The sequence below is a fragment of the Compostibacillus humi genome (assembly GCF_014637175.1).
GTDB classification, from domain to species: Bacteria; Bacillota; Bacilli; order Bacillales; family Amphibacillaceae; genus Oceanobacillus; species Oceanobacillus humi.
The window spans coordinates 1-13,071 of sequence record NZ_BMEV01000079.1; the positions used below are offsets into that span (position 1 = coordinate 1).

The 13,071-nt window shown below is 35.9% G+C and carries 11 protein-coding genes and 1 pseudogene; 4 read left to right on the forward strand and 8 right to left on the reverse strand.

The window, feature by feature from the left end:
• Positions 1 to 118: 118 nt before the first annotated feature.
• Complete coding sequence (locus IEV18_RS17635) at positions 119 to 298, forward strand: hypothetical protein (RefSeq protein ID WP_373281946.1); 180 nt, start codon at positions 119 to 121, stop codon at positions 296 to 298.
• Between the two features lie 160 nt (positions 299 to 458).
• On the opposite strand, the gene IEV18_RS15025 is transcribed toward IEV18_RS17635, so the two are convergent.
• From IEV18_RS15025 to IEV18_RS15050, 5 genes and pseudogenes are all read right to left on the reverse strand, one after another.
• A complete protein-coding gene (locus IEV18_RS15025; protein ID WP_188393209.1) occupies positions 459 to 1,085 on the reverse strand; it encodes a hypothetical protein in 627 nt (208 codons plus the stop codon).
• An 11-nt stretch (positions 1,086 to 1,096) separates the two neighbouring features.
• Positions 1,097 to 1,483 (reverse strand): annotated as a pseudogene (locus tag IEV18_RS15030) (D-alanyl-D-alanine carboxypeptidase family protein); the annotation flags it as partial.
• A 364-nt stretch (positions 1,484 to 1,847) separates the two neighbouring features.
• On the reverse strand, positions 1,848 to 3,359 hold the full coding sequence (locus IEV18_RS15035) for a multicopper oxidase domain-containing protein (RefSeq protein WP_188393210.1): 1,512 nt from the start codon (positions 3,357 to 3,359) through the stop codon (positions 1,848 to 1,850).
• 759 nt (positions 3,360 to 4,118) lie between these two features.
• Positions 4,119 to 4,772, reverse strand: a complete 654-nt coding sequence (locus tag IEV18_RS17540; RefSeq protein ID WP_229733678.1) for a ZIP family metal transporter — start codon at positions 4,770 to 4,772, stop codon at positions 4,119 to 4,121.
• 405 nt (positions 4,773 to 5,177) lie between these two features.
• Complete coding sequence (locus IEV18_RS15050) at positions 5,178 to 7,355, reverse strand: copper-translocating P-type ATPase (protein ID WP_188393211.1); 2,178 nt, start codon at positions 7,353 to 7,355, stop codon at positions 5,178 to 5,180.
• A gap of 229 nt (positions 7,356 to 7,584) precedes the next feature.
• On the opposite strand from IEV18_RS15050, the gene IEV18_RS15055 reads away from it, so the two are divergent.
• A complete protein-coding gene (locus IEV18_RS15055; protein ID WP_188393212.1) occupies positions 7,585 to 7,911 on the forward strand; it encodes a four-helix bundle copper-binding protein in 327 nt (108 codons plus the stop codon).
• A gap of 84 nt (positions 7,912 to 7,995) precedes the next feature.
• On the opposite strand, the gene IEV18_RS15060 is transcribed toward IEV18_RS15055, so the two are convergent.
• The 3 genes from IEV18_RS15060 to IEV18_RS15070 are packed head-to-tail and all read right to left on the reverse strand — an operon-like array spanning position 7,996 to position 10,792.
• Entirely contained in the window at positions 7,996 to 8,670 is a 675-nt protein-coding gene (locus IEV18_RS15060; RefSeq protein WP_188393213.1) for a response regulator transcription factor, read from the reverse strand.
• A gap of 1 nt (position 8,671) precedes the next feature.
• Positions 8,672 to 10,051: a sensor histidine kinase gene (locus tag IEV18_RS15065; protein WP_188393214.1), complete on the reverse strand. Its 1,380-nt coding sequence runs from the start codon at positions 10,049 to 10,051 to the stop codon at positions 8,672 to 8,674.
• A 12-nt stretch (positions 10,052 to 10,063) separates the two neighbouring features.
• Positions 10,064 to 10,792 (reverse strand): urease accessory protein UreH domain-containing protein, encoded by a 729-nt coding sequence (locus IEV18_RS15070; RefSeq protein ID WP_188393215.1) that lies wholly within the window; start codon positions 10,790 to 10,792, stop codon positions 10,064 to 10,066.
• A 457-nt stretch (positions 10,793 to 11,249) separates the two neighbouring features.
• Between IEV18_RS15070 and IEV18_RS15075 the strand changes: the two genes are divergently transcribed.
• Together IEV18_RS15075 and IEV18_RS15080 are read left to right on the forward strand one after the other, a co-directional pair.
• Positions 11,250 to 11,771, forward strand: a complete 522-nt coding sequence (locus IEV18_RS15075) for a CueP family metal-binding protein (protein WP_188393216.1) — start codon at positions 11,250 to 11,252, stop codon at positions 11,769 to 11,771.
• Between the two features lie 132 nt (positions 11,772 to 11,903).
• The gene (locus IEV18_RS15080; protein ID WP_188393217.1) at positions 11,904 to 12,551 is read left to right on the forward strand and encodes a DUF1541 domain-containing protein; all 648 of its coding nucleotides are present in this window, start codon (positions 11,904 to 11,906) and stop codon (positions 12,549 to 12,551) included.
• Positions 12,552 to 13,071 lie beyond the last annotated feature (520 nt).

Here is a 13,071-nt window from a genome sequence, read left to right on the forward strand (position 1 = left end):
ATGCCGTTCAAAGGGCCTTCTCTATAGCTAAACCCGTTATCTTTAATAGTGATCAAGGCAGCCATTTTACCAGTCCCAAATATATCAATCTACTAAACTCTAAGGAAGTTCAATCAGCATGGACAGTAAAGGACGTGCTTTGGACAATATTATCATAGAACGTTTTTGGCGCAACATAAAGTACGAAGAAGTATATCTAAAAGATTATGAAAGTCCAAGGGAGGCTAGAATAAATATAAGAGATTACATTGATTTTTTAATTACAATCGCCCTCATCAAATCAATCGCTAGATTATAAAACACCATCATCAGTTTATTTTAATTAAACAGGTTCGTCATTGCCCTTCCCATCTTTGAGAAATTATCTTTCATGCGACAGAACCTGTCAAGGGAGAATACGCCCTTGACAGAACCTGCCACATGAAAGGCATGGTTGGCAAGATGGGAAGGAGCAAAACTCAATGCACCTTAAATTTATAAAAAAGTTGTCTTGACGATGGGGTCCACTTTATTTGATCAGTTGGTTCTATATAATATTTAAATGACTTTTTGATATCTGAATTTGGATTAGCTTCCATCCATAATTGACCTAAAGAATTTTCAACCATGTATTGTACAATCCATTTTGGTGTAAAAAATTGAGTAGCAGCCGGTATCTCACTTTTTTCTGCTTTTTTATTCTTTCTTAATTTAGCAAAAACTGCATCTTTCGGCTCTGCATTATAATATTGATACAACCAACCTATAACTTCTACTTCGTTAAAACTATTAGTTAACTCTTCGTTATCGATTAATTTAGAAATAATAAATTCACTATCCAATAAATAATCCGGAAGTAGTAACTCAGTATAGTCGTTTATTTTTTCAAATAAAGTTGGCAGTACTTTATTTAGGTTGTTACATTGTGCAACAAATAGTTTCCTATATGCTTGCTCGTTTTCTCCTCTTTGAATTAAGATATTGATTTCCTTACTATCAACATCCAAATTCATCGTTTCATATTGAAGCAAGATATCTGGTTCGTTCTTGCCAGAGCTACTGGATAGTACATTGACACGGTCAGGTAAGTAATTATTCACTTCCATATAACGAATCGATCAGATGAATAATGCTCAACACTTCCACTTAAATGTTCTGCAATTGCAACGCCTGCATCGTTTCCTGAATTAATCAATAATCCTTGTAATAGTTTTTTTAAGGTAACTTGTTCCCCCTCTTCTAAGTATACACTTGAGCCAATTGTACCTTTTGCATGTTTGCTAACTGTTACAATATCATCTAAATTGCCATTTTCGATTGCATAAATGGCAGTCGCAATTTTAGTTAGACTGGCCGGATACATTTTAACTTTTGAATTTTTTTCATAAATAACCGTACCGGTTTTAGCATCGATGACAATCGCTGCTTCACTTTTTAAAGATAGAGGGTCTGTGTTAGAATGTCCATAAGTAGTAAAAGGGAATAATAAGTGTATAACGAACATAGTTGTTATAAGAAATATATTTTTCTTCAATTAATTCACCTGCTTAAAAATATCTTTGTTTGTTGTGCCTCGATTTCATAAAGGGTTTGTCGTAATTTTAATTCCTATTTGTGCAGAAAATATGAAGTCTCAGACTTTGAAATAGATACTTAACATTGTTATCAATATGTAATAATTGTCTTTACTTTATTTACATCTATACAGCATTTTGAATAATAAACTCATATATGATGGTTGACTTCACGGCAAAATTCAGCGATCAGGAGGTAAAGAAACATAAAGGGATAACCTAAGATCAATTGTCAGCAGGATAAGAAGGGCTGTACGGATTCTGTACAGCCCTTCTTATGTTTACTCGATGAGATTAGTATACTTCTACCTGCCCCATCATACCGTTATCTTCATGCTCGAGAATATGGCAATGATACATATAAATTCCTTCTTCCGGGAAGGTAACGAGCAGCCTGACCCGTTCACCCGGCTCAATAAGAACACTGTCTTTTAGACCCTGTTCATTCGGAGCCGGTTCTCTTCCATCACGCGATATGATTTTGAACTGGGTACCGTGGATATGGAATGGATGGATCATTCCACCCATCTCGTCCGGCTTATTATAGATTTCCCAAACTTCCGGGACGCCTTTCTCTTGCCGCAAGTCAATCCGGTCAGGATCGAATTTCTTACCGTTGATGGTAACCATGTCCATCATTCCATAAAGTTCGATCTCCTTGGTGACCGGCAAGGATTTCTCTTCTTCCGTAAGAAAGGCAGTGTCGGCAGTCCAAGATATGGATTCCATCCCTCCCGTTTCACCATTAAGATCCAAATCAAAAGGCAATAGGGCATTGCCTTCTTCATCAGTGATGGCAATTGGCTCATCAGAATCCATCGCTGAAAAATCGATTAGGATTTCAGCGCGCTCCGATGGGGACAGTGTAATCTCATCCGTTTCAACCGGCTCACGCAATAACCCACCATCTGAAGCAATTTGAGTGAATGTTGCTCCATTGCTTAAACGGAACGTATAATTTCGAGCATTCGCACCGTTAAGGATTCGAAAACGCATTAGCGGTTGGGTCACAGTCAGTTTCGGATTGAGCGTACCGTTGACGAGCGATACATCTCCGATTGTTCCGTCGCTGTTCATCAGATTCTCATAATCCAGTTGATGGTTTTCATCGAAGAGACGATCCTGAAAGATAAGAGGGATATCATCTACACCATAAGTATTAGGCAAAGCAGTATCCGTTTCCGTCTCCTCCACATAGAGCATTCCTGCAAGCCCTTTGAACACTTGTTTAGAAGTCAATTCATGCGGGTGTGGGTGATACCACAATGTCGCTGCCGGCTGATCTGCTTTTAAGGTGACAATTTTGCTTTCACCTGGCTGGATTACATCATTCGGGCCACCATCCTCAGTCCCCGGTATTTCAAGGCCATGCCAGTGAAATGTAGTTGGTTCGCTCAGTTCATTCCGGACCTTTACTTTGACTGTTTCTCCCTCTTTCAGCTGTATAGTCGGCCCCAATAAGTTTCCATTATATCCGTAAGTTTTGGTTGGAGAGCCATCAAAGAATTGCGTTGTACCTTCTTGTGCAACTACCTCATAATCGAATTCTGAGCCCTTCTGTTTTTCTAACAGAGGGGGGATTACCAACTCCTGAGTTCCTTCGGAAGCTTGAAGAGGGGGGACATCTTCATGGTCCATGTGTCCCTCCATACCTTCCATGTCCCCATGGTCCATATCCATATTTTCTTCATGTTGCATTTGTCCGTGCTCCATGTTTTGTTCTTCTGATTGTTGTTCTGTGGTAGTATTTGCACAGCCCATCAATATTAGCAACAGGCCTGCGCTTGCCAATATAATTCTTTTCATTTCTTCTCTCCTTTGTTAGCCATGTATAAGTTGCTGAAAAGTCCATTTCGTTTTTCACATTTTACATTTCAACTAAATACGGTATTCGTTTAGAATGATCACTCCGAGAAGTATCCTCTGAATCTTTCTGTATGATAGCGCCCGCCTATTCTAATCTGTGAAGCTTCACTTAGAAATATGGAAAAAACAGCCTTTAAAACATCTTCCTCCTTCCTTGCCATTCATTCTCTCGCAATAATTATAGCCAACAGATATCGAGAAATAATGCAAATTCTTTTACAAAAAATCGTAGTTATTACGAAACTTGGAGAAAAAAATCAATATTACCTTTAGATATTGAACTTAATGTAGAGAATAAGATGGGATGGAGCTTGCTACTGAAATGAGTTCGAAGGTAAAATATGATAGTTTGGACAATAAACAGAAAAACCTATCCAGATGTACCACTCTTGAAGGTAAACGAAGGAGACATATTATGAAATTTATACTGCAAACAACAGTACGGATAAAGCAAACCCAATACGTCTTCATAGCCATTTCTTCCAGTTACTAAGGCAAAGTACGCTTGGATGATTATCAACCAGGTTTGCTTGTATACGGTTAATAATCAGAAAGATCAAACTATAGTATAAGTTGATTACTTTGGAAGTAAATGTACAGAAAAAATTAAAAGGAGATTGCACTCCCTATAGTTTGGGTTTGCATTCTCCTTTTTCTTTTTAATTTAAATAACACTATAAAGGATAATTGTTTATTACTTTATCCAAGTGCAACATCTAAAATCATCATTACAGTAAAACCAATCATTAAACTCATAGAAGCAAGGTCCTTATTTCCTTCCTCTTGGGATCCAGGAATTACTTCTTCAACAACAACAAATATCATTGCTCCAGCTGCAAAACTTAAGGCGTAAGGTAAAAGCGGCTCAACAAATGCAACTGCCAAAACTCCAATAATGGCGGAAATGGGTTCTACCATCCCCGAAAACTGTCCATAAAGAAAACTCTTTTTACGGGACATTCCATCTCTAAAAAGTGGCATTGAAACTGCTACTCCTTCTGGCAAGTTTTGAATTCCAATTCCAATTGCTAAAGCAATAGCACCAGCTAAAGATGCAGAAGGAGGTATATACATTTCTTGCGGGAATATAGTACCAATCATAGAAGCAATCATAGCTAATATAATTAGTAAAACCCCTACTTTTACTGATGAGAAGAAACTCCATACTCTATCGATGAATGATTTATTAAATGTCTTAGAACGACGGGCAGTTCCGTCATACCTCATATTGAGTAATTTCTTACCTTCATTCCCATCAATATGTTGATTTTCAGCAATTGGCTTACCACAAGATTCACAGAGTACCGTTCCTAATGGATTGACATGTCCACATTCACATTTTATTTCTTTCATTATTAATCCCTCACAGTAGTTATTTTAATGCTATTATTGTTCGGTAAGATATTTTGCAAAGAATCTTCAAGATTAGCTAATGTAAGGGCTCCATTAACTACCTCGCTCTCCTTCTGGATTAACAAAAAAGTACCTGGGATAGGATCGACTTCGAATAGATGCTTACTTTTCCCATTCCGTAATATCACAGCTTAGTCCGTTTAAGTTTAAGAAAAATATGTGCATAATCTGTCAAGCTTTGATGAAATCTTTATGAACATAAGAAACTTAGAATAGAGAACGAAGCTGGAAATGAAAAGTCTAAAACACAAATATAACCGCATGAAATCAAAATTTTTAAAAATGATTGATTTCATGCGGTTATTTATTTTATATGAGTATGTTCCGACCTCATACCCTTTAGCTTTAGTCAATCTTTAACAGTTGAGCATTAATTGCACAAATGATCGTACTTAATGACATAACCACCGCCCCGATAGCTGGAGTTATAACAATGCCTATATTATATAACACTCCCGCAGCCAGAGGGATGGCAATAATATTATAGCCAGCAGCCCAGCCTAGGTTTTGAACCATTTTTCTAGAACTTGCTTTAGATAACTTAATAATATTTAGGATATCAACTGGATTGCTGTTTACTAGAACGACATCCGCTGTTTCAATCGCAACGTCTGTACCTGCCCCAATCGCAATTCCTAAATCGGCTTCTGCTAGCGCCGGTGCATCATTAATTCCATCTCCAATCATGGCAACTTTTTTGCCGCCTTGCTTTAGCTGTTTAACGTTATTGGATTTTTCATGTGGCAAAACTTCGGCAATGACTTTTGAAAGTCCCAGTTTTTCACCGACATAATTTGCTACTCGGCTATTATCCCCTGTCATCATAACTGTTTCAATGCCACGTTCATTCAGTGCTTTAATCACATGATAAGAAGATTCTCTGATGATATCTGCTAAGGCTATCATCCCTTGCAGCTCATTATCTTTTAATACGAAAACGACCGTTTTACCTTGCGCGGCAAGTTTATTGTAGGTCTCTTCATCAAACGAAATATGGTTTGCTCTCATTGTACCTGGACTTACAACTGCAATTTCTGCTCCATTCACTTGTGCAACGAGTCCTTTTCCTGTTAAGTTTTGATAATCTTTTACCTCGTAAAGTTCTAGACCGCGTTCCTTGCCTTCTTTCACAATTCCCTTGGCAATTGGATGATCCGATTGTGTCTCAACAGAGTAAGCCAATTTTAATAATTCTTCTTCGTTTGCACCCTTGTTTGGGTGTACATCTGTAACACCGAAGTTTCCTTCAGTTAAAGTACCTGTTTTATCAAATACGACCCGATCCACTTTCCAAGCACTTTCAAATGGAGTGCGGTTGCGAATTAACAATCCTTTTTTAGCTGCGATCGATGTAGATCTTGAAGTAACCAATGGTCCTGCTAATCCAAGTGCATGTGGGCAAGCAATAATTAAGACAGTAACCATTCTCTCCAAGGCAAATTCAAAATCAACGGTTGTCATCCAATATGCTAACGTAATAACCCCTACAACTACTGCAACGTAAAATAGCCATTTGGCAGCAATATCAGCAAATCCTTGAGCCTTCGATTTCGTTTGTTCTGCATCACTGACTAATTGAATCACTTGGGAAAGATAGGTGTCTTTCCCCGTTTTGCTAACTTTTATCTTTAATACACCCTCACCATTAACCGCACCGCCAATTGCTTCCATTCCAGGACCTTTTTCGACAGGCACAGATTCACCGGTGAGCATGGATTCATCAACATTTGATTCTCCTTCAAAAATTTCACCATCAAGCGGAATCTTTTCTCCAGATTTAACCAAAATTTGATCCCCCGGAAGTAAATCCTCGACAGAAACTTCAACAATGTTTCCCGTTGTATCAATTTTATGTGCTTCTTTTGGCATAAGTTTTATTAACTCTTCCAAAGCTTTTGAAGCACCCATGATGGATTTCATTTCAATCCAATGTCCCAGCAGCATAATAACAATTAACGTGGCCAATTCAAAGAAGAAATCACTGCCTTCAATAAAGAAAGCTGTCAACGTACTGTACACATAGGAAGTAACAATAGCTAAAGAAATTAACATCATCATTCCAGGTGTTCTGGTTTTTAATTCATCCCATGCACCTTGCAAAAAAGGTTTTCCACCGTAGAAAAAGACAATAGTAGAAAGCAAGAATAATAATAAAGTGTCACCAGTAAAGTCTACTTCATACCCAAATAGCATTTGAATCATTTCCGACAAATAGGAAATGGGTATAGCTAAAATTAAAGACACCCAGAATCGTCTTTTAAAATCTTTAATCATATGTTCATGATGACCGCCATGTCCACTGTGAGGATGGTCGTGGCTATGTTGTTGATGTCCCTTTTGTCCATTGGGATGATGGTGAGCATGGTCGTTGTGGTTATAATGACCCTGTTCTTCATCACTGCTTTGATGGTTATGTTCTTTATGATTGTGATGTTCATGAATACCATGTTTACTATGGTCATGGTGCCCATGGCCCGCATGTTCATGTTTGTGCTTACTTTTTCCGTTATCTTGGTTTTTCATTGTTGAATCACTCCTTTAACAGTTATTAAGAAGATTCTTACTTATAATTCACTTTTTCAATCTTCTTATTCAAATCATATCATACCATACCCCTGTTAGGTATAATTAAACCAAAATAATTATTAAGACTTAATGCAGTTTTTGTGGAGTTTTTCGTATAGGGTTTACTTTTAATCTTTTGAGGTAACAGTTATATTGTATTTTAAATTTGATAGGAGGGATTGAACAATTGTCACATGAACAACATTTAGAATTAATTCAAACCCTACATGAGTGTATGACTGCTTGTAACCACTGCTATGATGCATGCTTAAAGGAAGAGGATACTAAGATGATGGCTGAATGTATCCGTTTGGACAGAGAGTGTGCGGATATTTGTAATTACCTTGAACAGGCTCTTTCAAGAAATACACCATTTGTTTCTGAGTTGGCTGCTGTTTGTGCAAAAATCTGCGAGGCATGCGGCAATGAATGTAAAAAGCATGATCATGACCACTGTCAGAAATGTGCTGAGGCTTGCTTTAAATGTGCAGAAGCTTGTAAAAGTGTAGCATAACGGTATGGGAAGAAGATAAGCATAAAATTAAACACTTCTTAGAAATGAAACATTTCATTTCTAAGAAGTGTTTATAAAATATGATTAAGGTTTCATAACCCACTTATATCCTATGCCCCAGACGGTCTTAAAGTAGTCGTCAATGGGAAAACCAGCCTGACGAATCTTCTCTCTCATGTTCCGTACATGTGAATCAACTGTTCTTTCTTCTGTTTGTGATTCGTATCCCCAGATTAAATCAATTAATTGTTCCCTGGTAAACACTTGATTTGGTTTCTTCATAAAATACCCTAGCATGGTAAATTCCTTCGGTGTTAACTTGATTACATTATTTTTGTAAGATAACTCAAACTCATCTTCATTCCATAAGAGTCCATTTACCTCAATCCGTTTTAAAGGTTCTGTTCTACGTAATAATGCTTCCATTCTAGCTAATAATTCATTTTCATCAAAGGGTTTTGTTACATAATCATCTGCACCTAATTTTAATCCTTTTATGATGTCCTCTTTTTGTTCACGGGCAGTCACCATTATAATAGGGATATCTGAATTTTTTCTAATTTCTTGGCATAATTCCCAGCCGTTCATTTCAGGCATCATAATATCGATCAGTACGATATCAAAAATTTCATCTTTTAAAAAAGATAATGCTTCTTTGGCACTTACTGCCTTTCTACATGAATAATTATGTGGTCTTAAATATAAAGCTAATAAATCGAGCATTCTTTTTTCATCATCGACTAAGAGAACTTTGACCATTTCATTCCCCCCTTGGTAAATGAATAATCACTCTCGTACCTTTACCTAGTTCACTTTCGATTTCAATCGAACCATCGTGTGATTCGATAATTTCTTTTGCAATAGCCAATCCTAATCCCGTCCCACCACTTTTTCTTGAACGGGATTTTTCTACACGGTATAAACGTTCAAATAGATATGGTATATCCTCTTTAGGAATTCCTTCTCCTTCATCGGAAATAATTATCATAATTTCTCTATCATTTTGGGAAACCTCTAATGATATTAGTTTTCCTTCAGATGTATGCTTTCTGGCATTATCTAATATATTTAGTAAAACTTGTTGGATCCTCTCAGAATCAATATTTGCTTGGATATTATTTGGACAAGAAACAGAAAATCGAATATTTTTTTCTTCCAGTACCGGACTTATTCGTTCTTCAATCGTTTGGATTAGTTGTCTAAGTTCTACATTCTTTCGATGAATAATAAATTTATTTTCATCCATTTTAGCTAGGTCAAATAAATTTTTAACTAAAACTGTCAGATGCTCTGTTTCTTCCCGAATAATATCCAGATACTCTTTTCTTTCTTCTTCCGTAATGTCTTGCTTATTTATGATATCTGCATACCCTTTAATATAAGTTAATGGCGTTCTAAGTTCGTGAGAAATGCTTGCCAAAAATTCATTCCTGTTACTTTTCAATCGTTCCAGATCACTCGATAACTTCATGATAGAATCAGCCAACTCTCCTAGTTCATCATTTCGCTCCGTATGTAATTCTACTTTATTTTTCCCCTTACTTAGCTGCTCAGTTGCTTCTTTCATTTTCATTAATGGCAACGTAATAAAACGAGATAGAATAAAAATAGTAAAAATTGTTAAAAGAATCGTGATTTGCCCTATTAAGAGAAATTGATCACTCAAATGATTAACCATATTTTTAACAATATCGGTATTAGCAAACATAAAGACATGACCGCGATGTTCTTCATCGATGGTAATGGGACTATCGACTGCAATGTATTGTCTTTCTGCCCAGCGCTGTTCGACTACTTTACCCACACTCGGTATCTCCTCATAATTCGTATGCCTAATTACTTCTAACATTTCATCTTCTACAGGATCGGAATGAATAATGATATCGCCCTCAGCATTTGTAATAATAACTGCAAATTCCGATTCTGATTCCATAATAGCAACATGCTCTAACGTAGAAGAATCAAAGTTACTTTCTAAGACAGCACTATGTGTATTGGCACGGGCTAATAAGCTATTCATCACTTCATCAATACGTTCATTTGCTATACTTGTATATAGAATAAAATAAACGAAAATCTCTATAATTAACATAAACATAAAAAACAATAGTCCAATTTTTAGGGATAACTTATTAAACATAATTGACCTCTTTCACCAATAGGTTAATGTATCAAAAATACCAATAATAAGGAGTAACACACCCGCAACTTTTTGAGTAACAGCCCCTATTTTTCTGCTTTTCTTTAAGATTATCCCACTTGCACCAAAATACCAAATCAGAAATATTACCAACAAAAGTGGAAAGGATGTCCCAATTCCAAAAATAGACGGTAATATAAATCCATACGATGTTGTCGTCATAACGACAGGCATTAATGTCATAAAAAACAGTACAAACATTGTGGGGCAAAATGCCAATGTAAAACTTACTCCCATTAAAAAACTTCCTAAATAGCTATCTTTAAATTTTTCCGGTAACTTAATTCTGCCTAGTGGTTTGATAAATCGAAATAATCCAATCATAAATAACCCAATCAGGATTAATAATGGTCCTATAGCTTTTCTGATGGCTGGAAAAAATTGCGTTAATACACTGCTCACTTCTTTCCCTAGCAACCAGATGACTATTCCAAGAGCAGAGAAAACTACAATCTTACCAATAATAAATAAAAATACATGTAACCAGGGAACCTTATCTATCAATGATTTATTCCCATAAATAGTAATTGCACTTACATTACTTGTTAGTTGACATGGCGCTACAGCGCCAACCAGCCCTAGAAAAAAAGCAAATAATATTGGAATATGCTCAAAGCCATAGGTCAATCCATGGATCTGCGCACTTAACATACCACTAATTTGATTAAATAAGTCAAACATGTCTATCCACTCACTTTATAGATTGGTTTTTCGTATTTTATCTATAAAATATCATAAAAAAAACATATCCATTTTTTGTGCAGAAAAGTTAGGAAAGAGAGTAATGATTATAGTTCTATAATATTTCATAATATCTGCATATATTTTGCAAATTTACAGGTTACAATATATGAAGCCTTAGTTATTAAGGTATAAATTATCCTTCCAGGACTAGTTCAACTTCAAGTGAATGTTCAGAGGATTTAGCAGAGGCTGAAAATCCAATAGTTGTGGTGGTCGCTAATCATATGAATGGAATGAACGATCTCCGGAACCATTCAAAGTGCTTATGAACAACATAAAAAGACTTTTACAAAGTTATGGAAAATTCGCGGATATTTCACTATTTAAATAGACATATGTTAAAATAATACCAGTTTACATCTTGAAAATAATAACACAGGAGTTGACAAAATATATGCGAAAAGTTTTACTGGCAGTAATTGGAGTGTTACTCACCTTAACATTTGTTGCTTGTGAGGAAAGTACATCAAACAAAAAAGAAACGCCAGATATCAAAGAAATGGTAAACAATTATAGCGTTGGTAATTTCGAAGATGTGTCAGCCTCTATTACATCAAATGAACTAATTGTAACTGATAGTGATAATAAAGAGACCATTTATGACCTTCCAAAGGATGAATTTTTTGTTTCTATTGCCCCTTTCATAAATGAAACCCATCCGTGTACAAATCACGTCTTAACAAGTTGTCAGGGTGAATTGGTTGAAGAAGAATTCGATGTATATATTCAGGATGAAGAGGGTAATGTAATTGTTGATGAAACCATGACATCATTAGAAAATGGATTTATCGATTTATGGCTACCAAGGGATAAGACATACCAGGTAAAAATTGAACATAAAGGAAGAACGGCAGAATCTGAAATTTCTACTTTTGAAGGTGACAATACTTGTATAATTACCATTCAGTTGGTATAGCCTTGTGTAGTAGTCTCTGAACCTAGCATCGTATTAAGCTAGCAGTTGGAGCGATTTTAGTGAGTGTGAGCATCATTGCAGCAATCAGTGCTCTGCTCTTAAAAATAACTAAACTAAATGGAGGTAAAATCTATGAGTAATAAATTAATAATAGGTATCATTGCATTATTTATGGCTGTTGTGTTAGCAGCTTGCGGCGGGAATAACGAGACTACGCCTGAAAGTAATACTGATACAGAAAATGACTCAACCGAAAACGCAGAAACGAATCAAGAAACTCAGTCTGAAGAAAAATCTGATTCCATGGAAGAAACAGATGATTCAAGTATGGATCATTCTGGTATGAACCATTCAAGTACAGGTGAAGTTCCAGAGGATTTAGCAGAGGCTGAAGATCCTACATATCCTGTTGGAAGTGAAGCAGTAATTCATGCGAATCATATGGGAGGCATGGACGGAGCTGTAGCAACCATTGATGGTGCTTATGACACAACTGTTTATACCGTTACCTATACACCAACTACTGGCGGAGAAAAGGTAGAAGATCATAAATGGGTGATCCATGAAGAAATTGAGAATGCAGAAGAACAGCCTTATGAGCCAGGAGATGAAGTTGTTCTTGAGGCAGATCATATGGAAGGCATGGAAGGAGCTACAGCTACAATTGATTCTGCAGAAAACACTACTGTATATATGGTAAGTTATACAGATACAGAAACAGGTGAAGAAGTTAATTACCATAAATGGGTTACTGAAGAAGAACTCTCACCAGTTGAATAGCATATTATTAAAACAAAAACCCTCACTTTTTAAAAAGTGGGGGTTTTTTCAGTTATTTCCCTTATGAATGGTTATTATTAATCTTAAAAATGATGTTCTAAATGATTTTTTCATTAGTTAATGTATCCTAACGACTAAATACAAGTCCAAATAAATATTCAGAAAAGATATGTGACAGTAAAATATATAGTTTCTGCAAAAAAACTTGATCCTGAATTATTCATAGAAAACTTTTGATAAATTTTGAATGCCTATCTATCAAGCATTTCAACCGAATTGATCATGCATCAAATAAATGAAAAAAGAATCCATTTCTGTTAAAGTTAAATCACCACAAAATAACCACAGAAAGGATTCTTATAATGGCTACTTTACCGCAATTAACTTTAGATTTCAATCGTCAAATTAATTTAAGTTTACCGATTTTCTTTGTTATACCTTCAATCCATTCGTATTTTTTAATCGAAGAAACTTGAATTTATATTTCTGTGTGGAAAAAGTTTATTTTTACCAACACAAA